General features: G+C 54.7%; 20 protein-coding genes. 11 read left to right on the forward strand and 9 right to left on the reverse strand.

Annotated elements, in window-relative coordinates:
* Window positions 1-182: 182 nt before the first annotated feature.
* The 6 genes from G7064_RS00660 to acs all read left to right on the forward strand — a co-directional run bounded on the left by G7064_RS00660 (window position 183) and on the right by acs (window position 7,810).
* Complete coding sequence (locus G7064_RS00660; protein ID WP_133274682.1) at window positions 183-395, forward strand: hypothetical protein; 213 nt, start codon at window positions 183-185, stop codon at window positions 393-395.
* 64 nt (window positions 396-459) lie between these two features.
* Window positions 460-3,258: a sensor histidine kinase gene (locus tag G7064_RS00665; protein WP_166072040.1), complete on the forward strand. Its 2,799-nt coding sequence runs from the start codon at window positions 460-462 to the stop codon at window positions 3,256-3,258.
* Window positions 3,259-3,343: 85 nt separating this feature from the next.
* Entirely contained in the window at window positions 3,344-3,727 is a 384-nt protein-coding gene (locus G7064_RS00670; protein WP_166072041.1) for a response regulator transcription factor, read from the forward strand.
* Between the two features lie 328 nt (window positions 3,728-4,055).
* Complete coding sequence (locus G7064_RS22645; RefSeq protein ID WP_262888635.1) at window positions 4,056-4,952, forward strand: AMP-binding protein; 897 nt, start codon at window positions 4,056-4,058, stop codon at window positions 4,950-4,952.
* 23 nt (window positions 4,953-4,975) lie between these two features.
* Window positions 4,976-5,812, forward strand: a complete 837-nt coding sequence (locus G7064_RS22650) for an AMP-binding enzyme (RefSeq protein ID WP_262888636.1) — start codon at window positions 4,976-4,978, stop codon at window positions 5,810-5,812.
* Between the two features lie 87 nt (window positions 5,813-5,899).
* The gene (gene acs / locus G7064_RS00680) at window positions 5,900-7,810 is read left to right on the forward strand and encodes an acetate--CoA ligase (RefSeq protein WP_166072042.1); all 1,911 of its coding nucleotides are present in this window, start codon (window positions 5,900-5,902) and stop codon (window positions 7,808-7,810) included.
* 88 nt (window positions 7,811-7,898) lie between these two features.
* Here the strand turns inward: acs and G7064_RS00685 are convergent, their stop codons facing one another.
* From G7064_RS00685 to fahA, 3 genes are all read right to left on the reverse strand, one after another.
* Complete coding sequence (locus G7064_RS00685) at window positions 7,899-8,462, reverse strand: hypothetical protein (protein ID WP_166072043.1); 564 nt, start codon at window positions 8,460-8,462, stop codon at window positions 7,899-7,901.
* Between the two features lie 12 nt (window positions 8,463-8,474).
* Window positions 8,475-9,629 carry a zinc-dependent alcohol dehydrogenase gene (locus G7064_RS00690; RefSeq protein ID WP_166072044.1) on the reverse strand — a complete coding sequence of 385 codons (1,155 nt, stop codon included), beginning with the start codon at window positions 9,627-9,629 and terminating at the stop codon, window positions 8,475-8,477.
* Window positions 9,630-9,944: 315 nt separating this feature from the next.
* Window positions 9,945-11,225 carry a fumarylacetoacetase gene (gene fahA, locus G7064_RS00695; protein ID WP_166072045.1) on the reverse strand — a complete coding sequence of 427 codons (1,281 nt, stop codon included), beginning with the start codon at window positions 11,223-11,225 and terminating at the stop codon, window positions 9,945-9,947.
* A 257-nt stretch (window positions 11,226-11,482) separates the two neighbouring features.
* Between fahA and G7064_RS00700 the strand changes: the two genes are divergently transcribed.
* The 3 genes from G7064_RS00700 to G7064_RS00710 all read left to right on the forward strand — a co-directional run bounded on the left by G7064_RS00700 (window position 11,483) and on the right by G7064_RS00710 (window position 13,969).
* Window positions 11,483-11,902 carry a hypothetical protein gene (locus G7064_RS00700; RefSeq protein ID WP_166072046.1) on the forward strand — a complete coding sequence of 140 codons (420 nt, stop codon included), beginning with the start codon at window positions 11,483-11,485 and terminating at the stop codon, window positions 11,900-11,902.
* Window positions 11,903-12,085: 183 nt separating this feature from the next.
* Window positions 12,086-13,072, forward strand: a complete 987-nt coding sequence (locus G7064_RS00705; RefSeq protein WP_166072047.1) for a bestrophin family protein — start codon at window positions 12,086-12,088, stop codon at window positions 13,070-13,072.
* A gap of 228 nt (window positions 13,073-13,300) precedes the next feature.
* Complete coding sequence (locus G7064_RS00710; RefSeq protein WP_166072048.1) at window positions 13,301-13,969, forward strand: SMI1/KNR4 family protein; 669 nt, start codon at window positions 13,301-13,303, stop codon at window positions 13,967-13,969.
* A 216-nt stretch (window positions 13,970-14,185) separates the two neighbouring features.
* On the opposite strand, the gene G7064_RS00715 is transcribed toward G7064_RS00710, so the two are convergent.
* Window positions 14,186-14,521, reverse strand: coding sequence for a NifU family protein (locus G7064_RS00715; RefSeq protein WP_133273067.1), 336 nt, complete (start codon window positions 14,519-14,521; stop codon window positions 14,186-14,188).
* 173 nt (window positions 14,522-14,694) lie between these two features.
* A complete protein-coding gene (locus tag G7064_RS00720; protein ID WP_133273066.1) occupies window positions 14,695-15,798 on the reverse strand; it encodes an Mrp/NBP35 family ATP-binding protein in 1,104 nt (367 codons plus the stop codon).
* Window positions 15,799-15,994: 196 nt separating this feature from the next.
* On the opposite strand from G7064_RS00720, the gene G7064_RS00725 reads away from it, so the two are divergent.
* On the forward strand, window positions 15,995-17,269 hold the full coding sequence (locus G7064_RS00725; protein ID WP_166072049.1) for a hypothetical protein: 1,275 nt from the start codon (window positions 15,995-15,997) through the stop codon (window positions 17,267-17,269).
* 252 nt (window positions 17,270-17,521) lie between these two features.
* Window positions 17,522-19,576 (forward strand): DNA primase, encoded by a 2,055-nt coding sequence (dnaG, locus tag G7064_RS00730; RefSeq protein ID WP_166072050.1) that lies wholly within the window; start codon window positions 17,522-17,524, stop codon window positions 19,574-19,576.
* A gap of 210 nt (window positions 19,577-19,786) precedes the next feature.
* On the opposite strand, the gene treF is transcribed toward dnaG, so the two are convergent.
* The 4 genes from treF to G7064_RS00745 form a co-directional block, all read right to left on the reverse strand.
* Window positions 19,787-21,364, reverse strand: coding sequence for an alpha,alpha-trehalase TreF (gene treF / locus G7064_RS00735; protein WP_166072051.1), 1,578 nt, complete (start codon window positions 21,362-21,364; stop codon window positions 19,787-19,789).
* 93 nt (window positions 21,365-21,457) lie between these two features.
* Window positions 21,458-21,589: a hypothetical protein gene (locus G7064_RS22885; RefSeq protein ID WP_317172797.1), complete on the reverse strand. Its 132-nt coding sequence runs from the start codon at window positions 21,587-21,589 to the stop codon at window positions 21,458-21,460.
* Window positions 21,589-23,463, reverse strand: a complete 1,875-nt coding sequence (locus tag G7064_RS00740) for a glycoside hydrolase family 65 protein (protein ID WP_317172798.1) — start codon at window positions 23,461-23,463, stop codon at window positions 21,589-21,591. Before G7064_RS00740 ends, G7064_RS22885 begins: the two co-directional genes overlap by 1 nt.
* Window positions 23,405-23,683, reverse strand: a complete 279-nt coding sequence (locus tag G7064_RS00745) for a hypothetical protein (protein ID WP_166072052.1) — start codon at window positions 23,681-23,683, stop codon at window positions 23,405-23,407. Before G7064_RS00745 ends, G7064_RS00740 begins: the two co-directional genes overlap by 59 nt.
* Window positions 23,684-23,700 lie beyond the last annotated feature (17 nt).

Here is a 23,700-nt window from a genome sequence, read left to right on the forward strand (position 1 = left end):
CTTGTAAAAGTCCGTCGGGCCGGTGGCACGGCGGACTTTTTAGGTTATGTGTAAAGACCTAACTGGCGTCTGGGGGGCTTTTAGCAGCGAATGCGTACATTCTACGCGCATCCTATTGCTGTGCATCTGTGATTGTCTAACACAGCGTATCATCCCAAAAGTAACCGCCTACTATGGCTTCCATGTCGCCACAAGAGCAAGCTGAGCATCGCCGCGGGCAGCGTCTGCTGTTCCTGGGTTTGCTGTTTGCCGTGCTGCTCAATTACCCGTTGCTAGCAGTATTTGATCATAATGGTCGGGTGGGGGGCATTCCGGTGCTCTACCTCTATGTGCTGCTGGCCTGGATCGTGCTGGTTATGCTTACAGGTTGGCTGGTTCGCAAAGTCAAAAACTGACGCTTCACCCAGAAGTACAACCGCTACTTTTTGCTTCCCCTAACCAGTTTTATCTGGGATTCACATGAATCAGCTGCTCATTATCGGCTTCTCTTTCGGCTACCTGGCTTTGCTGTTTGGCGTGGCCTACGCGGCGGAGCGCCGCTCGGCCGAACGCCGTTCGCTGGTGAGCAACCCGTATGTGTACGCCTTGAGTATGGCCGTGTACTGCACCGCCTGGACGTATTACGGCAGTGTGGGCCACGCCGCTAGTCATGGGCTGGAGTTTGTAGTCATCTACCTGGGCCCTACGTTGTTGGCGCCGGCCTGGTGGCTGGTATTGCGTAAGATTATTCGCATCTGCCGGTTGCAACGCCTCACGTCCATCGCCGATTTTATATCCGCCCGCTACGGCAAAAGTGCTTCGTTGGGTGCCCTCGTAACGGTAGTGTGCGTGCTGGGGATAATTCCTTATATATCGCTGCAAATCAAGGCTATAGCCGCATCATTTAATATCATGACCCGTGGAGGGGCGGCCACGTCCATTGTGGCCGAGGGAGGGGAAGCTGCAAGCTCAGCTCTGTACACCACGGTAGCGCTGGCTTTTTTCACTATCATTTTCGGTGTACGCTCGGTGGAAGCCACCGAGCGCCACGAGGGCATGGTGCTGGCCGTAGCCGTGGAGAGTTTGGTGAAGCTTATCGCCTTTCTGGGTGTGGGGTTGTTTGTAACGTTCGGGCTGTTCGATGGCTTCGGTGACGTGTTTGAAAAAGCGGCTGCCGAGCCTGCCCTCAACCGACTGTTTACGCTGGGCGGGGCCGGTACCAGTGCTACGCAGTGGCTTACGCTGCTCGTGCTCAGTGTGTCAGCTATTCTGCTGCTACCCCGCCAATTCCAGGTGTCCGTAGTCGAAAACGTGAATGAGGATCACCTGCGCAAAGCCATGTGGCTGTTTCCGCTCTATCTCATTGTTATCAATCTGTTTGTGCTGCCCATTGCTTTTGGCGGCGTATTACTCTACGGTGGCCGGGGCCTCGACGCCGATACGTTTGTGCTGGCCCTGCCGCTGAATGCGGGCCAGCGCTGGTTGGCTATGCTCACCTATTTGGGTGGCTTGTCGGCAGCCAGCAGCATGATTATCGTCGAAACCATTGCCTTGAGCGTGATGATGAGCAATAACCTGCTTATGCCATTGCTGGTGCGCGTGCCCGCTGCCCGCTCCGAGGTGCGCACGCATTGGTTTGCTTACTTAAGTCAGGTGGCGCTGCAAAGCCGACGGCTGGCGGTGGTGCTGGTATTGCTGCTGGCCTTTGGCTATTATAGTTTTGTGGGGCATTTGCTGCCGCTGGTGAATATTGGGCTGGTTTCGTTTGCGGCGGTAGCGCAGTTTCTGCCTGTAGTGCTCGGAAGCTTGTATTGGAAAGGCGGCACCCATCAGGGAGCAACAGCGGGCATCTTGGGGGGCTTTTTTGTGTGGTTTTTTACCTTGGTCATGCCCACGATGGTAGGGCCGGGACTGCTGCCGGAAAGCTTGCTGACCGATGGTTTATTTGGCCAAAGCTGGCTGCGGCCGTTCGTACTATTCGGTCTTAGCGACCTAGATTATCTGTCGCACGGGCTCTTCTGGAGCTGGTTTTTCAATGTTGGGCTCTACGTTGGGGTTTCGTTGGCGGGCCAGCCTACGGCGTTGGAAGAACGGCAGGCCGATGTATTTGTAGATGTTTTCCGCTACCGCACCGTGTTTGAGGGGCCCAGCGGCTGGCCTAGCTCGGCAGCTCCGTTGCCCGATCTACGGGCTTTACTCACGGGTTTTCTAGGCAAAAAGCGCACAGCCCAGGCCTTGCACGCCTTCGCCGAGCGCTTCCCCGATGCCGACAACCAACTAGCCGATACAATTGCCCCCCAAGCCGATCCGCGCCTAGTGGCTTACGCCGAAAAGCTGTTGGCTGGCAGCATTGGGCCGGCTTCCGCGCGGCTGCTGCTATCGTCGGCGGTAGGAGTGGAGGAAATCAGCTTCGATAACGTGGTAGGCATTTTGAAAGAGTCCCAGCAAGTGCTGGAAGCCAACCGCCAGCTCCAGAAGCAGTCGCGCCAGCTCCAGCGCCTCACCGACGATTTGCGCGATGCCTACACCCAGCTCCAGGAGTTGGATATGCGCAAGGACGAGTTTTTGTACACCGTTACGCACGAGCTGCGCACGCCGCTCACCAGCATTCGGGCGCTATCGGAAATCCTGAGTGATAACCCGGAAATTGAGGAGGAAGAACGCCTCCGGTTTCTGCACACCATCACCCGCGAGTCGGAGCGCTTGAGCCGGCTGATTACGCTGGTGTTGGATCTAGAAAAGTATGAATCGGGCAAAGCCACCCTGGACTATGCACCCGTGGATGTGGCCGAGATCATCAACGACGCTATCGAGTCGGTGGGCCAGCTTATTCGCGACAAGCACATTCAACTCAATGTTGTGGTGCCGCCCAATCTGCCGCTCCTCACCGGCGACCGCGACCGGCTGATGCAGGTATTGGTTAATCTGCTTTCCAATGCGGTCAAAACGTGCCGCCCCGATGGCGGGGGGCAAATTAGCGTGCTCACGGAAATAGCCGGGGAGGCCTTGCGCATCAGCGTGCTCGACAACGGCAAAGGCATCGATCCAGCTTACCACGAGCTGATTTTTGACAAGTTTTTCCAGGCCAAAAACCAGACTACCCGCAAGCCCGAAGGCTCTGGGCTGGGCCTGGCCATCACCAAGAAAATAGTGGAGCTGCACGCCGGGCGCATCTGGGTTGAAAGTGAGCCCGATCACGGCGCCCGCTTTTCCATTGAACTACCCGTGTCAGCGAATACAAATGAGCCGCAGCATACTGCTGCCGGCGCCCAAACCTAAGCTAAGAACCTCTAACCCTGAAAATTCACGAGGGAGCAAGTCTCCCATAGTACCTCGAATTTCGCTTCCGACCTGCCTTTTTTCTATGAAACAGCCCCGAATCCTGATCGTTGATGATGAGCCTAATATCGTGATGTCGTTGGAGTTTTTGATGCGCAAAAACGGCTACCATGTCAGCATTGCCCGTAATGGTACCGAAGCGCTGGAGGCTATTAATAAAGCACCTTTTAACGTCATTCTGCTGGATATTATGATGCCCGACGTGGATGGCTATCAGGTGTGCCGGCACGTGCGCGCCCATCCTGAGCGCCAAGAAACGAAAGTCGTTTTTCTGAGCGCCAAGAGCAAGGAAGCCGACGTGCAGAAAGGCTACGAAGCCGGCGCTGACCTCTACATTCCCAAGCCCTTCAGCACCCGCCAGCTGGTAAGCAAAGTGCAGGAGCTGGTTGCCGCCACCGCGCCAGGTTAATAGTCAATGTACCTGACCCGCATGCAGAATGCAGTGAAGCATCTGGCGTGCTGATAAGAGGGTACTAACCTTGCTAAACATATGAGATGCTTCACTTTGCGCTGCATGACGTTTTAGAAGAGTATTCTCACCCAATCGGACAGTACTTACTTGTCAGTTCCATGAAAAATGCCCCCAACCGTCTGCTTACGCTGCGGCCCACGCCGCCAGCCTCGCCGACCCCGCCGCCTTCTGGGCGGCGCAGGCCCGGCAAATAGCATGGTTCGACCAACCCAAGGAAATACTTTCTCAAGACGAAAACGGGTTCTATCGCTGGTTTAAAGGTGGTATGCTCAACACCTGCTACCTCGCCCTCGACCATCATGTAGATGCTGGCCGCGGGCAGCAGGTAGCCCTGATCTATGACTCGCCCGTCGCGCAAACCAAGCAGCGCTACACCTATCAAGAGCTGCAAGATTTGACGGCGCGCTTCGCCGGCGGGCTGCGCGATTTGGGCGTGGTGAAAGGGGATCGGGTCATTATTTATATGCCCAATGTGCCGGAAGCGGTGGTGGCTATGCTGGCGTGCGCTCGATTAGGGGCCGTGCACTCCGTGGTATTTGGCGGATTTGCCCCCCACGAGCTGGCCGTTCGCATCGATCATGCCCAGCCCAAAGTCATTGTGTCGGCCTCGGGCGGAATCGAGATTGACAAGATTATTCCCTACAAGCCCCTGCTCGATGAAGCCATTGCGCTGGCTTCCCACAAACCTAATTATACGGTGGTGCTCCAGCGTGCTTTCGTGCAAGCCGACTTGTTACCGGGCCGCGACCTTGATTACCAAGAGTTGCTGAAAGCCAAACCGCAGGCGTGCGTACCCGTGCAAGCTACCGATCCGCTTTACATTCTTTACACCTCCGGTACCACCGGCAAACCCAAAGGCGTGGTGCGTGATAACGGCGGACATGCTGTGGCTTTGAAATACAGCATGAGCGCCATTTATGGGCTGGCTCCCGGCGAAACCATGTTCTCAGGCTCCGATATTGGGTGGGCGGTGGGCCACAGCTATATTGTGTATGGTCCATTGCTGCACAGCTGCACCACGATACTATTTGAAGGCAAGCCCGTTCGTACGCCCGACGCTGGCACCTTCTGGCGCTTAGCCGCCGACTACGGCGCAAACGTGATTTTTACAGCGCCCACCGCTATCCGAGCCATCAAAAAAGAAGACCCGGGGGCAAATTAGCGAAGCAGTACGATCTGAGCCGTTTGCGCCACCTGTTTCTGGCCGGAGAGCGCTGCGACCCTGCCACGTACGAGTGGGCCGCTCAAACCCTGGGCGTTCCTGTAATTGACCATTGGTGGCAAACTGAATCAGGCTGGCCGATGCTGGCTACGCTGGTTGGCCTGACGGAAATGCCCCCCGCTCGCGCTGGCAGCGCTGGCCACCCGGTGCCGGGCTATGATGTCCGGATTCTGGATGAAGCCGGCCACGAGGTGCCCGCTGGTACTACCGGGCTGGTGGCAGTGCGCCTGCCGTTGCCGCCCGGCTGTTTGCCTACGCTTTGGCTGGATGATGAGCGTTTCCGCAAATCCTACCTGAACACCTTTCCTGGCTACTACCTCAGCGGCGACGGTGGCTTCCGCGACGCGGAGGGCTACGTATTTATTATGGGCCGGGTAGATGACGTGATGAACGTGGCCGGCCACCGCCTCAGCACGGGCGAGATGGAGGAACTGTTGGCCGCCCACCCAGCCGTGGCCGAGTGCGCCGTGCTGGGCATTGCCGACGAGCTGCGGGGGCAGCGACCCATTGGCTTAATTGTGCTGAAAGATGGCCAAACCATAGCCGAAGAGGCGCTAGAACAGGAATTGGTGCAGATAATTCGCTCCCAGATTGGGGCCGTCGCCTGCTTCCGACAAGTACTGATAGTAAAACGGTTGCCCAAAACCCGGTCGGGCAAAATCCTGCGCAAAACCATGCGTCAACTAGCCGACGGCGAGCAGTTCAGTATCCCTTCAACCATCGACGACCCACTGATTCTCGATGAAATTCGAGCGGGGCTAGAGCGGCGGGGAGTAGGAGCCGCCTTTGAGAAAGTATAACTCCTGCACTAACACTTAATACTTATCACAGAGGTAGCCTTGCTGCCTCACTTAGTAGAACCTTCCACACAACCTACTCTCCCTATTATGCCCACTCAACATTCGCGCATTCGCACCTTCGAAGAATACACCGACGCTTACAAGCGCAGCGTCGAGAATCCCGAGCAATTCTGGGCGGACGTGGCCGAGCCCTTTACCTGGCGCCGCAAGTGGGATACGGTAGTCAAGGCCGACCTCGTTGGCGGGCACAATGAATGGTTTAGCGGCGCCAAGCTCAATATCACCGAAAACTGCCTCGACCGCCACCTCGCTACGCGCGGCAACAAATTGGCGCTCATCTGGGAGCCCAACGACCCCAAAGTCCGTCAGATTCGCTATACCTACCGCGAGCTGCATCAGGAAGTCTGCAAGTTTGCCAACGTGCTGCACAATAACGGCGTGGAGAAAGGCGACCGGGTGTGCATCTACATGCCTATGATTCCGCAGCTGGCTATTGCCGTGCTGGCCTGCGCCCGCATTGGGGCAGTGCATTCGGTGGTGTTTGCTGGCTTCTCCGCCACCGCCATTGCCGACCGCGTGAACGACGCACAAGCTACCACCGTCCTCACCTCCGATGGCCTCAACCGCGGCGCCCGCCAGATTCCGGTGAAACGGGTAGTGGATGAGGCGTTGGAAACCTGCCCTAGCGTGCGTCGCGTGATTGTGGTGGAGCACTTGGGCTGGCCGGTGCACATGCACGAAGGCCGCGACGTGTGGTACCATGAGGAAGTGTTGGAGGCTGAAAAATCCTGTCCGGCCGAGGAAATGGACGCGGAGGATATGCTGTTCATCCTCTACACGTCGGGCAGCACCGGCAAGCCGAAAGGGGTGGTGCATACCCAGGCCGGCTATATGGTATGGGCTGATTACACGTTCCGCAATGTATTCCAGGTAAATGAAAACGACGTGTACTGGTGCACCGCCGATATCGGCTGGGTGACGGGCCACAGCTACCTGCTCTACGGGCCACTACTGAGCGGTGCTACCACCCTCATGTTCGAAGGCATTCCGACGTATCCTAGCGCCGGGCGCTTCTGGGAAGTAATTGACAAGCACGGCGTTAATATATTCTACACGGCCCCAACTGCTATCCGGTCGCTGATGGCCACGCCCCTTGATAACGTGCTCAGCTATTCCCTCGATTCCCTCCGCATTCTGGGTACCGTGGGCGAGCCCATTAATGTGGAAGCCTGGGATTGGTACCACACCCACGTAGGCAAGGAGCGCTGCCCCATTGTGGATACGTGGTGGCAAACAGAAACCGGCGGCATCATGATTTCGGCGCTGGGGGGCATTTCTCCGCTCAAACCGGCCCACGCCGGTCAGCCGCTGCCTGGCGTGCAGCCCGTGTTGCTTACTCAGGAAGGCAAAGAAATTGAAGGCAACGAAGAGGAAGGCTACCTCGCTATCAAGTATCCATGGCCGGGTATTATTCGCACCACCTACGGCGACCATGAGCGCTGCCGCCAAACGTATTTTGGCGCCTACCCCGGCTACTATTTCACTGGCGACGGTGCCCGCCGCGACAAGGACGGCATGTACCGTATCATTGGCCGCGTCGATGATGTCATCAACGTATCGGGTCACCGCTTCGGCACGGCCGAAATTGAGAATGCCATCAACGAAAACGCCTACGTCGTGGAGTCGGCGGTGGTTGGTTACCCGCACGATGTGAAAGGGCAGGGCATTTATGCGTTCGTTATTTGCGGCGAGCCTGTGAAGCCCAACGAAATGTCACACGTGGAAGCCAGCATTATCGAAACGGTGGTGGCTGAAATTGGCAAAATCGCCAAGCCCGACAAGATTCAGATTGTGTCCGGTTTGCCCAAAACGCGCTCCGGCAAAATCATGCGCCGCATCCTGCGCAAAGTAGCAGAAGGCGAAACCACCAACCTCGGCGACACTACCACCTTGCTCGACCCTGGCATCGTAGAAGAGATTATCGCCGGTAAAAAGTAGCGTGTACAGACGCAATATTTGAGCAGTAGGCTTAAAACTAAAAAAGCCCCCAGACAAGTTCTGGGGGGCTTTTTTATGAACTAGAATGCTACAAGGCGTGCGTATCGGAATATCCGCGATACCCCTTTTTGTAGCCTTTGCGCTTGCGCGAGTTTTTATTCTTCTTATCTGAATCGGAGGTGAGCAAAACCACGACACCAGCCGTAACGGCCGCAATGGCCGCCATCTTGGTTACAAAGGCCGTGCGGTTGTGTTTCCACTCCATAGCGTACCCTTTTTCAGCAAAAATATTGGGGACTGTGCCACTGGCGAGATCCTCCAAGATACCTTCTACTACCTGCACCCGGTCGGCAACCAGGAGGGGCAGCCAGTGGCGATACTCGTTTTCGCTGTAGCGGAAGGCCAAGCGCCGAATCATGCCACTCAGCCCGCTGGGAGGCACGGTAGTTCCATACACCGTCGATACGCGAGGCCGCTCATTTGATTTCAACAGCTCCGTGTCGTCATGCTGCATCGGCGAGGGATGCGATTTGCTGTCAGGGTCCTGCGACACGTTCATCCGATTGCGCATCGGATAAGTTGGGTCGTTTTTAGGATCTGCGTCAACTCCCCAGCCTTTTATCTGCTTGTAGTCTTTTATTGAATTTTCCATGATCAGTCGGCTTTACTTGTTGGCGGATGGGGGAATCAGAACGGTTTTGATGCAGTTATCCAGCTTGGCGGAGAACATGCGGTAGCCATCGGCTACTTCCTCCAGGGGCAAGCGATGGGTAATCATTGCCTTCGGGTTGAGCGTACCGTTCATCACGTGGTCAATCAAACGCGGCAGCAAGCGCTTAACCGACGTTTGGTTGCCGCGCATGGTAAGGCCTTTGTTCATCATGTTGCCGATGGGTACCAAGTTATCAGTCGGGCCATACACGCCCACAATCGACACCACGCCGCCTTTCTTCACCGAGTTAATGGCCCAGTGCAGCGCCGTGGCCGAACCCGCTTGCAGCAAAAGTTTACGGCCCGTAATGCTTTGCATCGCGTTGCCGGTTGCTTCAGCTCCCACGGCGTCAATTACGCAGTCGGCACCCATCCAGTCCGTTATCTTCTTGATAAACAGCACCGGGTCCCCGATCTCGTCGAAATTATACACCTCGCAGGGGGCATAATTGCGCACAAATTCCAGTCGGTAGTCCACGTTGTCGAGCACGATAACCCGCCCGGCACCAAACAGCCACGAGCAGCGCGCGGCCATAATACCCACCGGGCCCGCCCCAAATACCACTACCGTATCACCGGTTTGAATGCCCGCCATTTCGGCCGCTTGGTAGCCAGTAGGCACCACGTCGGTTAGCAGTACAGCATCGTCGGGGTCCATGTCGGCCGGAATAACCGTCGGGCCGACGTTGGCATACGGTACGCGGGCGTATTCAGCCTGCCCGCCATCGAAGCCGCCGGCCGTGTGTGAGTAGCCAAAAATAGCCCCCACCGCTGTAGCCATCGTGTTGGACTCGTGGCAGTTGCCAAACATTCCTTGCTTACAGAAGTGGCACTCGCCGCAGGCTACGTTGAAGGGCACCAATACTTGGTCGCCTACCTTGATCTTGGTTACATCAGGGCCAACTTCCTCTACGATCCCCACAAACTCGTGCCCGAAGGTTGAGCCTACACGGGTGTCCGGCACGTTGCCGTTGTATAAGTGCAGGTCAGAGCCACAAATACAGGTTCGGGTAACCCGCACAATCGCATCCTGAGGGTGCTTGATTTCGGGCATTGGTTTTTGGACGGCACGGACCCTTTTCGGGCCCCGGTATTCCATAGCTAACATACGTTTCCGGCGTTTAGGTAGTGGGTAGGAGTTCAGTTCGCTACAGTACCTCGCCCACAGATTCGCAGAAATTCTGAATCTGTGGGCGAGGTACTGTAGCGGTGGTAAATGGTACTACCCTGTATTTCTAAAGTTGCGGAATCGGGTCAATTGGCTCCGAAATACGTATTAAACCTTAGGCGCAAATGCGCGCTATACCTAGGCAGTCGTGCTTATACGTAGCGCATTCGCAAATTTCTCTTCGCTAGAGATATGGAAACGAAAAATGCTGCCTCCGATGGAAGCAGCATTTCGCCGGGTATGCATGCTGATAAATTACTCCTTGGGGGGCAAAATCATCCCGCTTACTTCGCCAAATCCAACCCGAATACCATCTTTCTGCGCGAAGCCACGCATCGTCACCGTGTCGCCATCCAGCAGAAACTTGCGCTCCGAACCGTCGGCTAGGGGCACTGGGCGAGTGCCTTTCCAGGCCAGTTCCAGCATAGAACCCAGGGAGTCAGGTGTGGCGCCGCTGATGGTACCGCTGGCGTAGAGGTCGCCTACTTGCAGGTTACAGCCATTGCTGGTTTGGTGGGTGAGCTGCTGGGCCATGCTCCAGTACATGTGCCGGAAGTTGGTTTGGCTAACTACCGTCTGGGGGGCATTTTCAGGCTGAATCACGACCTCCAGATTAATATCAAAGTTGTGCGCATCCAACTGCCGCAAGTACAACAGTGGCTCCGGCTCTTGCACAGGGCCAGCCACACGGAAGGGCTCCAGTGCATCCAGCGTTACCACCCAGGGCGAAATACTACTGCCAAAGCTCTTGCCCAAAAACGGCCCCAGCGGTACGTACTCCCAGGCTTGAATGTCGCGGGCGCTCCAATCGTTAAACAGCACCAACCCAAAAATATGCTCTTCGGCATGCTGTATGTGCACTGGTGAACCAAGCTCGGTAGTGCGACCACTCACAAAAGCTACTTCCAACTCAAAATCCAGCTGCTGCGACGGGCCAAATGTAGGTGCATCGGCATCGGGGGCTTTACGCTGCCCATTGGGACGACGGATGGGGGTACCCGACACTACAATGCTGCTGGCCCGCCCGTGGTAGCCAATTGGAATGTGGCGCCAATTAGGCAACAAGGCATTATTCGGGTCGCGGAACATGGTCCCCACGTTCGTCGCGTGCTCTATGCTCGAATAGAAGTCGGTGTAGTTGTTGGGCTTCACGGGGCGCAGCATTTCCACCTCGCTCTGGCGCAGCAGGCAGGCGCGCATCGCTTCTTCCTCTCGCAGCGCCGGATTGTCGTGGCGCAGCAGCTCACTCACGCGCTGGCGCACGGCCCGCCATACAGGTCTACCCATGGCAATAAACGCGTTCAACGAACGCCGCCGAAACACCTTGGGCTGAGCCGGCCCCAAGTCCAAATCTTCAAAAAAGCCATATTGACAAACGGCGTACAAATCCAGCACATAGTCGCCGATGGCCACGCCCAGGCGCGTGCCGCGCTCCGGCGTCTCAAACACGCCAAACGGTAAGTTCTGAATGGGGAAGTCGCTGGTAGGCGGAATGTCAATCCAGGAGCGGAGCGTGGGGTCGTTGGGGCTAGCCATAGAAGGTGCTTGGTAGTAGGAGGGGCAAAGGTAGACCCACTAGCCGAAGGACTGCAAACCAAACAGAAGTTTGGGCGAACCCAGTGAAACCGCCTACCTTGAGTTTCAGCTTCCGCTGCTGACTACCGCTACAGTTTCGGGAGGGGTAGCGGCAATCCGTATACCGTCCATACAATACCCGCTACCCGGTAAATGTTCGGTGGCGCCAACGTAGATGTTGACTGCAATGAACACCAGACAAATAATTAGAAAAGCCGATGGAATATCTCGTTTACCTTTTCCCCGTCTTCTTCATTAGCATATGGGTATTTGTTACCTATATTATTTCTAAATTCGGTTGGAGCGACCTTGTCTCACACTATAAAGCAAATGACAACTTTGTTGGCAAGCGGATAGGGTTGATTTCTGCGTCAATAAATAGAACTAACTACAATAATTCACTTCTGCTAGAATATAACAGCGAAGGAATTTATTTAAAGCCCATCTTCTTATTTCGTTTGTTTCATGACCCAATACTCATTCCTTGGAAGGATATAAAAGAAGTACGAGATAAAAAATTTATTTTTTTCGACTTTAAAGAATTAATCATTGGAGACCCTCCTGTTGCCGTAATAAAACTCAATGAGAAAACCTTTACTAAAATGGAAAAGGATATTTTATCAATTAATTCAAAATAAACTTTTCAACTGGCGCGTCTACAGTTTATCGCTTTACAGCAGTGTAGGTACAACACTTAAAGTCACGAGCTAGCAAGCGTGCGCCAGTTGAGGAGCAGCCGAGGCAACCCTATATTTATCCGGCCATCGCCATTTTATCCGGGATGTTTAACAGGTTTTAGCTTCAACCAAAATGGAAACAGGATGTACATAAAACGCTATTACAGCCTTTGGATGACAATCCGGTGGTCGCGAAAATCGCTGCTGTATGGGTTGCTTTATTCCGCAGCAATTATTGTGGTGTATGAAACGACGCATATTCCCTTTGCCTTGCCCTGGCAGCCCATTTCTGTGATTGGTATTGCGGTGGCCTTTTTCCTAAGCTTTAAAAATAACAGCTCATACGACCGTACCTGGGAGGCGAGAAAAATATGGGGCAAAATCATTAATGACAGCCGAACCTTTGCTACGGCCATCCTGACCATGCCGGGGCCAGAGAGTAGCGATGAATGGAAGAAAAGAACCATTCACCGTCACTTGGCATGGCTCCTTGCCCTCAAGCACACGATGCGAAAAGGAAGAACGTGGGAACATAATGAGCCTATTGAAAAGCTGGGTTTTACCCCGAATTTCAGGAAGGAGTGCCAAGATGGGATGGAGCCTGAAGTATCGCCCTATTTATCGGCCGAGGAATTTAGCCAACTCAAAAAGTACACAAACATTCCCAGCCAGATTCTAAAAAACCAAAGCCGAGAAATCGAACGTCTATATAACAGCGGGCAATTATCTGACTATAAGCATGTGCGGCTCCATACCCTCATCGGCAATCTGTACGACGCACAGGGAATGACCGAGCGCATTAAAAATTTCCCTTTCCCCCGGCAATATGCCTCCACCGGGCTATGGATCATGTATATTTTTTGTGCTCTCATTCCTTTTGGACTGCTCGACATATTTGAGCAATCACGCTCTTTGCATTATTGGCTTACTATTCCTTTTTCCACGGTCATCATCTGGCTGTATTTTCTGGTGGACCGAATAGGCGACTACTCTGAAAACCCATTTGAGGGTGCTTATAATGATGTGCCTATTTCTTCCATTGCCCGCACGATAGAGATTGATCTGCGGGAAATGTTGGATGAAGAAAATATACCCGCGCCTTACCCTGTAGAAAATGGCTTTCTGCTGTAGCCTTCCAACTAGCGCGAGTTTAGCGCAGCGTGACTCGTGACGAGCCACGTCGGGAGGCTGCGCCTCCCCCGCCTGAACGACCACGCCGCCCAGATTATCCAGGCGCAGCGGTCACCGTTTGCCGCTGTTGCGGCAGTGGAGGTACAACCTCCACCTCAAGGCTCGGCACGAGCTACAAGCTCGCACCAGGTGGAGACATTATTTTAGACAATGTAAACGATAGAATAAATGAATAATAAACTTATAGACCAATTAGAAAAAGTTCTTCCAATGGGAATGGTATTACCCAAAGAGTTGATTTTGCTCTATCAATGGATTGAAGAAGAAAAACTTTATGTTGACGATAAAGACGGATATAGATACGGATTTCTATTTCCCGAAAACGAGTTAAATGATAGTTATACAGACAGTGAAAGAGATGGTGGAACGTCAATGTACTTTTCAGCTGGTGGTGTAGAAAATTTAAAATATTGGTTTGGGGGAAATGATAATGATGAGGTAAAAGAAAGACTATGTGTTTTTGCTCAAAGTGGCGCAGAAGGTTCAGAATGCGCACTATGGTTGTCTGACAATGGACAAATCAAGGTCGTACATATGGGTTCTGGTTCTGGCTCAATGTTATCATGTGTTTTAGCTGATAACTTTACAGATTTCTTAAGGCTTTTAGCAATTGGTTATGATGAAATCTGTTGGAATGAAAACTTTCCTTATCCACCAAATGAAAATAGTGATGACCTCATTGTAAAACCAAATTTCAAATTTCAAAATTGGGTAAGGCAGATATTTAATATTGAAATACCAAAAATCGCATTGGAGATCGTAAAACATCCAGCGACAATGGATGACGAAAGCTCCGAAGATGAATTTTTTAATTGGTATAAAAAATATGCATATTAAAAATAATACATAACATAGCTTTTGCATCAGTTGGGCGAAGTGCTAAAGTCAAGTGTAGTTTTCGAATATTGTTAATAATGCTAACTTTTATGCTTTCATTTCTCGTCTGAACGCAACGCCTCAAATCATTAGCTTCTTAAATTCCCCAAAACCACAGCGCCCCGCTTCCGCCGAAATTGGCAGAAACGAGGCGTTGTCTATTACAAGCAGTAAACTCTAGAACTGAGGCGTTGGCACGGGCGTGGGGGGCAAAGGATGACCGGTTTGGCCAGCGGGCTGCTCTTCCATCGGCGTGGCGTTGGTCGCTTCCACCGACCGAATCTCGGGCACCGCCTTTCTCACCGATTCTTCTACGCCAGCTTTCAGCGTCATCGGCGACATGGGACAGGTACCACAAGCACCCAGAAGCTCCAGTTGAAGCACCATATCGTCCGTGATATTCAGCACGCGCACGTTCCCTCCATCGGCAGCCAGGTATGGACGAATCGTGTCCAGGGCTTGCTCGACGCGGGATAACAGCGGATGTTCTTCAACGGCAGCAGAATGTGTCATGAATCGCAGATTAATGCCGGTTTTATTGATTCAGCTGATTAACAACAACCAGCCAAACAAAAAACTAGCAAGACAAAAGTAAGGCTTTTAGCCGGTTAAGAACCAACCAATCGGAAGGTTTGGAAGTTCGGATAAGGCCTTATGCATACCAAAAAACAACTCTGGCGCTCATATTAGCGCGTCATTTCGACTACCTGCGTGCGCGGCGCAACAGCGTTGCGGATAGAAATCTGGCGGGCTACCTCTTCAGCAACCTGCTCAAAAATCGCCGCAGCAGGTGTTCCTTCCTGCGTAATAGCGGGTGCGCCCTGGTCGCCGGTTTCGCGGATGCTCTGTACCAACGGAATCTGACCTATGAGCGGTACCTCGTGCTTGTCGGCGAGGGCTTTGCCGCCGCCTTCTCCGAAGATGAAATACTTGCTTTCGGGTAGTTCGGCCGGCGTAAACCACGCCATATTTTCAACTACGCCCAGTACGGGCACGTTAATCTGGGGCTGGCGGAACATCTGCAAACCCTTTTGCGCATCGGCCAGCGCCACTTTCTGGGGCGTGGTTACGATGAGAGCGCCAGTGACAGGCACGGTTTGCACCAGCGTCAGGTGAATGTCGGAGGTTCCGGGGGGCATATCGATGAGCAGATAATCCAACTCACCCCAATCAACCTCCGAAATAAACTGCTTGAGAGCCGACGAAGCCATGGGACCGCGCCACACAATAGCATTGTCGCTGGGAGCCAAAAAGCCAATGCTCATCAGCTTCACACCGAATTTTTCGATGGGCAAAATGAGATTTTTGCCTTCTGGCGTCTGAAATACGTGGGGGCGAGAATCTTCCAGGCCAAACATGGTGGGCATGCTGGGGCCGGAAATGTCGGCGTCGATGAGGCCTACTTTGGCGCCGGTGCGCGCAAGGGCAATAGCCAGATTGGCCGTCACCGTGCTTTTGCCCACACCGCCTTTGCCAGAAGCAATGGCGATGATGTTTTTGACCCCGCTAAGAATAGCCGAGTTGGCGGCCCTAGCCGTGGTTACACGGGAAGTGAGGTTCACATTCACCACCGCGTTTTTGTCCACCATAGTATGTATGGCGCGCACGCAGGCGTTGTGAATCAGCTCTTTGAGCGGGCAGGCGGGAGTGGTGAGGATGACGGAGAACGAAACGTTCAGGCCGTCGATGCGCACGTCCTCAATCATGTTGAGCGTCACCAGGTCTTTGCCTAGGTCAGGCTCCTCCACGTAGCTGAGGGCACGCAGTACGTCTTCTTGGGTAATAGCCATAAGTTCAGGAATCAGGATACAAAGATAACCCAGAAACGTAGGCAGAGGTTGAAAAAGTAAGTGGAATAGAGTAGCACTCCGTGCGCGCCATTGTAGAAGGAACTTGCTCGCTGCTCGCACTATACCTGAGGGATTAGCTCTTACGCTCTCAATTTTAATTTGTGCTAGCTTCCGGCATCCAAACCAACGTCTCCTGATGACCGCTTTGACGCGCCGCCAACTTACTCTCGCTACTAGCCCTCATCCTCAAGCTAATAGGAGCTTCCGTTACATTATTTTCGTGGTTCTGGCTGGCCTAGTTGGTAGCCGGACCCAGGCTCAGGATAGTACCCTTACCCGTTTGGTAGAGAGAAATCATTATTCTCTCACACAAAATGGCCCCCAGTTCTCAGGGCCTGGTTGGGAAAAGCTACAGCACGACATCCAGATAAGCCAGTTCGTATTAGTAGGGGAAGACCATGGTATGGCCCAGATACCAGTGTTTACTACGGCAGTGGCTCGAGAGCTCAAGCCAGCCGTGTACGTGAGTGAGGTTGATGAGTATCAGGCGCACGAGGTTACCCGTTTAGCAGCTCAGCCCGGCTTACCAACTGCGTTTGAGCGGCAGCACCCAGGAGCCTTATCGTTTTTCAGTTGGGCTGAAGAATTTGAGTTGGCTCGTTACCTCCGCTCTCAGCAAGTAATCTTGATGGGGATTGAACAGGTGGGTGGAGCCTTTTCAGGACGCCTTTTTGAACTGCTGGCCGCGGAAGTGAAAAGCAAACCTGCCAAGCTTTATTTGCAGCAACGTGCCGTGGCTTATCAAGCCCGCGACCGGGCTAGTATGGTAGGGAATACGAACACGGGCACAATGAGCTTTCTGCGCCAATCCGGCATTGACAGCTTGCGGAGCTTCACAAAAATGGAAAGTCCAAAAGTGCAGAAAATGGTGCGGGATTTCGTGGCTAGCTATACTATCTACCAAGCACAACGACAGCGCACCGGCGGCCATCAGGAGCGGATCAATTTGATGAAGCGTAATCTGCTACAAGGACTACAAGCTTACTCGCTACGGCCTAGTCAGCCATTTCCCAAAATGCTATTTAAGTTCGGAGCCAGCCATATGGCGCGTAATCTGAGCCCTTGGGCCGGTATTTCCGACGTGGGAAATCTGGTTACTAATTTGGCCGATGCCCAGGACCAGAAGTCTTTGCACATTATGATTATGGGTAAGCAGGGCACACAGGTGGCAGGAGAAAATCCGGACGATTTCAGCAAGAACGTTGCTCCTTATTCCTACGCTGAAGAAGCCTACCTCAAGCCTTTCCTGCCCGCGACCAACGCGGCTTGGAACGTAGTCGACTTGCGCCCTACGCGCCGCGCTATCCTCACCGATAAGCTTCAGGTAACTAACCAGAAGCTGGAAGCCATCATTTTAGGCTACGATTACATTGTCATTATTCCCGAAACCACCGCTAGCCACAATTATTAACGCGCTACAGTCATAATTTGCCCCCAACCGGCTACTCCCAGATTATTGCCAGCGTAGTTTGCACCATTTCCTTGCCGCTTTGCAGACGGATGCGCAGTTTATACTGCCGCTGGACTTAGTGGGTAAATCTCAAATCGGTGGGTACTACCTAGGATAAAGAATTGCGGTCAAGGACAGCTACAGTTAACTAACGAGAGCACCAAGCTTGAGCGTGGTATTACTTCCGGGCGGAGCGGTATTACCTTTGCCTTTATGGCCCGCATTCCCAAAGAAACTATTGATCAAATTCTGCACTTAGCCGACATCGTAGAGGTGGTTGGCGACTTCGTGAGCCTCAAGCGCAAGGGCCAGAATATGTGGGCCTGCTGCCCATTTCACCACGAAAAGTCGCCCTCTTTCTCGGTAGCGCCGGCCAAGGGGCTGTATAAGTGTTTCGGCTGTGGTAAGGCCGGCGGGGTGGTGCAGTTCATTATGGATATTGAGGGCAGCAGCTACGTGGAGGCGCTTAAGTATCTGGCGAAAAAGTACGGTATTGAGATTCAGGAGGAAGAGAAAACGCCTGAGCAGCAGCTTGTTCAGAATGAGAAAGATTCTCAGTTCATCATCTCCAACTGGGCCAAAGACCACTACCATAAGCTCCTGCTGGAGTCGGAAGAGGGGCAAAGCATTGGCCTAAGCTATTTGCGCCAGCGCGGTCTGAATCAGCAGACTATTCAAACTTTCGAGCTGGGCTACTCGCTTGATTTGTGGGATGATTTGCTGAAAGCAGCTGAAAAAGCTGGCTACGAGCGGAAATACCTGGAAAAAACGGGCCTGGTCATTAAGAAAGATGACGACCAAGGCCAGGATACGGGCCGGCGCTACGACCGTTTCCGGGGCCGCGTGATGTTCCCGATTCACAACGTGGCCGGCCGTACCATCGGTTTTGGGGCGCGCACGCTGAAGGCTAATGATAAGACGGCCAAGTACCTGAACTCGCCCGAGTCGGATATTTACCATAAGTCGGATGTGCTGTATGGAATGTATCAGGCACGGCAAGCGATTCGGGCGGAGGAAACCTGTTACTTAGTGGAAGGCTACCTCGATGTACTTAGTCTGCATCAGGGCGGCATTAAGAACGTCGTGGCCTCCTCGGGTACTTCGCTTACGGAAAGCCAGATACGCCTTATTGCTCGCTACACGGATAATGTGACGGTGCTGTATGACGGCGACGCGGCCGGCATTCGGGCCTCATTGCGCGGCATCGACCTGATTCTGGAAGGCGGCTTGAATGTGCGCGTGGTGCTCTTTCCCGACGGCGACGACCCCGACAGCTACATCCGCAAAGTAGGCGACCAGCGCTTCCGCGAGCACCTCGAAAACCACAGTAAGGACTTCATTAGCTTCAAAACCGACCTCGTGGCCCGCGAAGCGGCCCAGGACCCGGTGAAGAAAGCCGAAGCCATCCGCGATGTGCTCCAGAGCATCGCCAAGGTACCCGACCCCATCAAGCGGCAGGTGTTCCTGCAGCAGACTTCGGGTACGTTCGGCATTGATGAGCAGGTACTTATTACGGAATATAACAAGCTGGTAAAGAACGCGGGGGGCAAAAATGCCCCCCAGACGGCTGCCGCGTCGCCCACCAGCCAGCCCGACTCGCGCCCCCAAAGCCAAAAGCCTTACGCCAACTCACGGCCGCTTTCGTTGGAAGAGGAGGCTGAAGCGGCCATGTACGGGGCGCCATCCGACACTTTTGCCCCCCAGGTCCCCGACGCTGGCACTGCCGAGGAAGTAGAGCCCGTGCCTGATGTGTTGCAAGCCTGCGAGCGGGAAATCGTGCGACTAATTCTGCTCTACGCTCCCCAACAGCTGGCGCCGGAAGTGAGCGTAGCGCAATACCTGTTTGGTCAGCTCGAAGAAAACGTGTTTCTCACACCCATTTATGCCGACTTGCTTTACCTCTGTCGCACCGAAATGGAGCAGGGGCGCTGGCCCGATGTGCGCACCCTCATTCAGCATGGCCGCGGCGACATCCGCCAATTAGTGAGCGACTTGGCTACTGAGAAATACGAGCTCAGCCCGAACTGGACCACCCACCAGATTTATGTGCCCCGTGAGATTGACTTGCTTCAGCAAGCCTGCGACAACGCCGTGCTTCGCCTCAACAAGTGCACCGTGCAGCGCGAACTGGCCACTCGCCTCGACGCCCTGCGCCAGCCCATGAACGAGGCCGATCTGATGGAAACCCTGCACGCTATCAAGCTGCTCAAGCAGATGGATAATCAACTGGGTGGAATGCTGGGCACGGTTATTCCGCGAAGTGGGTAAAGGGTAAGCGTAGTATCAGTGTTCAAAACGGGCAAGTACAATTCTAGCTTAGTAGCGATACAGAAACCGGTTATCGGTCCCGATCCTTCCTTACAGGGATATTATGATGCTGTATAGGCAGTAGGAAGACCCGCGTCACAGCATAGTTACCACCTGCGCCCGGCCACTCTAGGCCGCGGTAACGCGCCGTTGCCCGACAAATAATCCCCATCAGAAGGATTTCTCTGGCGTATACTTGTTCATCAGCTTGAGGAGCACACCGTTGGTCCAGCCGAAGCCGTCTTGGAGGGGATATTCCCCACCTCCGGCTTTTAGCTTGGTATCCACCACATTGTACTTCTCCATCAGTTTACCGGTTTGCTCGAACACCTCACTATTCAGGCCAATCCAACGGGTCGCCACGGTGCGGGCCAGGGCCCCTTGCTGATACCGCTCCAGTCCGTCGATGGCCATGTATTGCAGTGGGGCCCAGGCATTGGGAGCATCCCACTGCTGGCCACCGCCGCGGCGGGTAGTAATGAGGCCGCCAGCCTCCAGAAAGTCCCGTTGCAGGCCTTTCGCTATGCGCTTGGCCTGGGGCTCGGTAGCTATGCCAAACTCCAGGGGATAGACGGCCGCCAGCGTATGCTGAGGTGAACGGAGTTGGGTCCGGAAATTATAATCGACAAACCATCCGGCCTTGGCATCCCAGCAATAAGCCAGTATAGCGTTTTTCCTGCTTTGAGCCTTGGCGAGAAATGCGTTGGCTTGGGCCGTATTGCCCTGTAGCTGGTAAGAGTTGGCCAGCGTCGTTTCGAGGTAATACAGCAGGCAATTCAAATCAACTGGCACTATATCAGTAGTTTGAATGCTGCCTAGCTTGCCGTCTGCCCCGAACCAGCGGGTGCTGAAGTCCCAGCCCGAAGCGGCGGCGGCGCGCACGTTGCGGTAGAACTGCGCTGGCGGCTGGGAGCTGAGCTTGGCGGCGGCCACGTCTTCGGCGTAAGATTCCTCGCGGGGCTGGTCGCTGCTGTCGTAGTAGCGGTTGAGCAGCTCGCCCTTAGGCAGGCGCACGACGCGGTCTTGGGCCGTACCCGGAGCCAAGGTTTCCGCGCCGGCCATCCAATAAGTATACTCGCGCAGCAGCTGGGGCTGGTAGCGTAGAACCGTCTTCGCGTCGCCTTCCTCCTGGGCTAGCAGGGTCACCATCTTGGCAAAAAATGGCGGCTGTGAGCGGGTGAGGTAGTAGGTGCGGTTGCCGTTAGGAATAAAGCCGTACGTATCCAGCAGGTAAGCGAAGTTGTCAACCATGTCGCGAATGACCGACGTGCGCTTGCTTTCGGCCAGCCCCAGCATTGTGAAGTAGGAGTCCCAATAGTAGACTTCCCTAAAACGCCCCCCAGGTACGATATAGGGGCGCGGGAGCGGTAACAGCGACGAAGCTCCGCGTGCCAGCGTGTCGGGTTGGCGCTGCAACACGGTCCAGAGCGTGTCGAGATGGTGGCGCAGGCCCGCGTCCACCCGGCTTTGGTATTCGCCGCCAATTGCGGGTGGGGGAATAAAGTGCGCCGCCACGAAGGCTTTAAGGTCGAAGCCTGGGGTCCCTTTCTGCTGCAAATAGGCCTGCATTACATCGGCGGGGGGCCTTTTGGCTACTGCATCGACGAAGGTTTTGTTATCGGGGTACACGCGGCCTAGCTGCACGGCCTCGAACAAGCCAGGATAGAGCTGCCGCGGCGAGGGCGGAATGGATTGAGCGGTAGCGGCGCCCCCTAGAATCAGGAGGACGGCGATAAATAGCTTACGCATGGGGTGGGAGGGTAAAGTGTCTGGTACTATTCTGGCCGGCCCGGCGCGCCTGAATTGGCCGGGTGGCTATCGTGTTCGAGGAGCTACAGCGCCTTAGCGGCCAACGGAGTAGGTTTTGCGCTGGGGGCCTACACCCGTAATCTTGACGGACTGCCAGCCCGTGGGCAAGGTGGTCTTGCTTTGGGTAATGCCGGTGGGCGTAATATTTAGCCCCCCAAAACCCATTAACACGGCCTGTAAAACGCCCCCGCGCCGGTGGCGAAATAGGGATTGGTGCCGCCCTTGGTTTCGGCAATAACGCGGAAGGGTGGCAGCAAGTTGGGTTCGTAGGCGTCTTTGAACCACAGCTTGGCCTTGCTGGCGTCGCCGAGGCGCGCGTACAGCAGCGCGAAGATGGCTTGGGTCATCGCGGGCGTACCTTCATTCGGAACGCGGGTTTCGTAATAAGCTAGGTCTTTTCGAATCTGGGCTGGCGCCGTAATTACATTCAGCGGGTAAGCCAGCAGATTCACGTCGCCCTGCTTGATGCCTTCGCCCTTGTAAGTGGCGTGCTCCTGGGTCACGCCGTCCGCCATTTTCAGGATTGGGATATTCTGGGCCACGTGCAGCCAATCAGCGTTGGCCTTCAACCCGAGCAGCTTAGCGGCGGCCGTGGCGTTGCGCAGGTTTACCTGGGCGGCAGCGTTGGTGAAAGCGTCGTTGTCCACGTTTTCGGCCCATTCGTCGGCGGCTACTACGTTCTTGATATCGTAGCGGCCGGGGCCGTTGCGCTCCACGCGGCTGGCCCAGAAGTCGGCCGTAGCGGATAGGATAGGCCAGCCTTTCTCGCGCAGCCATTCCTTATCTTGAGTTACGCAGTAATACTGCCATGCGGCCAGGGCCACGCAGGCCGAAATATGGTGCTCAAAGGGGCCGCTCAGGGCCCAGACCGGGGTTTCTTCCACGCCCGTATCGGCACTTTCCCACGGGTACATGGCGCCCTGGTACCCGTGGGCAAAGGCGTTGCGCCGGGCCGCCTCCAGGCGCCGGAAGCGGTACTCTATCAATGATTTAGCGATTTCCGGATGCATAACCGCCAGCACCGGAAACATCCACACATCGGTATCCCAGAAGACGTGGCCATTATAGCCCAGCCCCGACAAGCCCATGGGCGAGGGAGAATAGTCGGTGCCGGCCCGCGAAAAGCTGTAGAGGTGGTAGAGCATACTGCGCACGTCCTGTTGGGCCTGTGGGTCGCCATCAATCTGGATGTCGCTCTGCCAGAGCTCATTCCAGGCTTTGGTGTGGAAAGCCAGCAGCCGGTCTTTGCCTTCAAGGCGGGCAAAAATGGTTAGGCGCTCGGCCTCGTTCAGCGGGTCGGCGTGGTGGGCGGAGGTGATGGACGAGCCGGCTACGGCGTAGGTGTAGGTTTGCCCCGCGGGTAGCTTTTTGCTGAATTTCATCAGGTGCATGTTGTTATCCCACATCTCGTGAATCACCCGGGGCTCCTGCCCATGCGCCTCGTTAAACAAAAAGCTGTTGGAGGCGCAAAGCTGCAGCTTGCCCGTGGGGCTTTGGGCCGAGGAAGTGAGCAGGCTGAGCGTGACGTGGGGCCTATCAATCTCGTTGTAGTAGTTCTGGGCATCGCGCAGCGCGTCCGGGGTTTCCATCACACTGGCCGCCGTCAGGGCGAGGTCTTTTTTGGCGACGATACTCACATCCAACAGCACGGTAAAGGGCAAGTGGCGCAGGGCGTAGTAGGTGTAGCTGATGGTAGCTTTGTCCTGGTAGTCGAAGGTGGTGGTGAGGGCGGCGCGGCGCATGTCCAGTTCCTGGCGAAAGTTGCTCGCATCCTGGGGACCCAGCCGCCGGCCATCCACTTCCAGGTACATATTCAGCAGGTTAAAGCTGTTGAGGAAATTGCTCACCCGCCCCCGACCGTACTGATCATAAGCGCCGGCCAGCACTACGTTTTTAACCTGAAACGGCGCCGGCGACGACACAATGCCGATCATGCCGTTGGCCACTGTCACGCCATAGTACTTGCTGGGGTCAATTTTATCAGCGGCAATGCGCCACGGGTCGGGTGCTTGGGCCAGCGCGGGGGGCAAAATCATCATGAAAAACAAAGCCAGCGTACTTAGACCAACGGACCGATTCCGGGGGGCTTTTTTCGGGGGTGGGGGGCAAATTTCGGCATTCGGGAGGAGTGAGGTGGGGCAGGCGGGAAGTAAATGAACTAAGCAAAATAAGGCTTAGCGTAGGGGTAGCACTAAAGGCTACCAGGGCAATATTGCCAGGGTTGCGGCCGGCGTAAGGGTCGGGTAATTGTTCTGTCAAGGCTTACCGCCTAGCTT

This window comes from Hymenobacter sp. HDW8 (genome assembly GCF_011305775.1).
GTDB lineage: Bacteria > Bacteroidota > Bacteroidia > Cytophagales > Hymenobacteraceae > Hymenobacter > Hymenobacter radiodurans.

What these genes read in the sequence shown, in the direction of transcription:
- G7064_RS00710 (WP_166072048.1), top strand. Translation starts at nt 13,301, where the DNA reads ATGAATAATAAACTTATAGACCAATTAGAAAAAGTTCTTCCAATGGGA.
- G7064_RS00740 (WP_317172798.1), bottom strand. Translation starts at nt 23,463, where the DNA reads ATGATGATTTTGCCCCCCGCGCTGGCCCAAGCACCCGACCCGTGGCGC.
- G7064_RS00720 (WP_133273066.1), bottom strand. Translation starts at nt 15,798, where the DNA reads ATGGCTATTACCCAAGAAGACGTACTGCGTGCCCTCAGCTACGTGGAG.
- G7064_RS00705 (WP_166072047.1), top strand. Translation starts at nt 12,086, where the DNA reads ATGTACATAAAACGCTATTACAGCCTTTGGATGACAATCCGGTGGTCG.
- G7064_RS00725 (WP_166072049.1), top strand. Translation starts at nt 15,995, where the DNA reads ATGACCGCTTTGACGCGCCGCCAACTTACTCTCGCTACTAGCCCTCAT.
- fahA (WP_166072045.1), bottom strand. Translation starts at nt 11,225, where the DNA reads ATGGCTAGCCCCAACGACCCCACGCTCCGCTCCTGGATTGACATTCCG.
- G7064_RS00700 (WP_166072046.1), top strand. Translation starts at nt 11,483, where the DNA reads ATGGAATATCTCGTTTACCTTTTCCCCGTCTTCTTCATTAGCATATGG.
- G7064_RS22885 (WP_317172797.1), bottom strand. Translation starts at nt 21,589, where the DNA reads ATGGGTTTTGGGGGGCTAAATATTACGCCCACCGGCATTACCCAAAGC.
- G7064_RS22645 (WP_262888635.1), top strand. Translation starts at nt 4,056, where the DNA reads ATGCTCAACACCTGCTACCTCGCCCTCGACCATCATGTAGATGCTGGC.
- G7064_RS00690 (WP_166072044.1), bottom strand. Translation starts at nt 9,629, where the DNA reads ATGTTAGCTATGGAATACCGGGGCCCGAAAAGGGTCCGTGCCGTCCAA.
- G7064_RS00665 (WP_166072040.1), top strand. Translation starts at nt 460, where the DNA reads ATGAATCAGCTGCTCATTATCGGCTTCTCTTTCGGCTACCTGGCTTTG.
- acs (WP_166072042.1), top strand. Translation starts at nt 5,900, where the DNA reads ATGCCCACTCAACATTCGCGCATTCGCACCTTCGAAGAATACACCGAC.
- G7064_RS00660 (WP_133274682.1), top strand. Translation starts at nt 183, where the DNA reads ATGTCGCCACAAGAGCAAGCTGAGCATCGCCGCGGGCAGCGTCTGCTG.
- treF (WP_166072051.1), bottom strand. Translation starts at nt 21,364, where the DNA reads ATGCGTAAGCTATTTATCGCCGTCCTCCTGATTCTAGGGGGCGCCGCT.
- dnaG (WP_166072050.1), top strand. Translation starts at nt 17,522, where the DNA reads ATGGCCCGCATTCCCAAAGAAACTATTGATCAAATTCTGCACTTAGCC.
- G7064_RS00685 (WP_166072043.1), bottom strand. Translation starts at nt 8,462, where the DNA reads ATGGAAAATTCAATAAAAGACTACAAGCAGATAAAAGGCTGGGGAGTT.
- G7064_RS00715 (WP_133273067.1), bottom strand. Translation starts at nt 14,521, where the DNA reads ATGACACATTCTGCTGCCGTTGAAGAACATCCGCTGTTATCCCGCGTC.
- G7064_RS00670 (WP_166072041.1), top strand. Translation starts at nt 3,344, where the DNA reads ATGAAACAGCCCCGAATCCTGATCGTTGATGATGAGCCTAATATCGTG.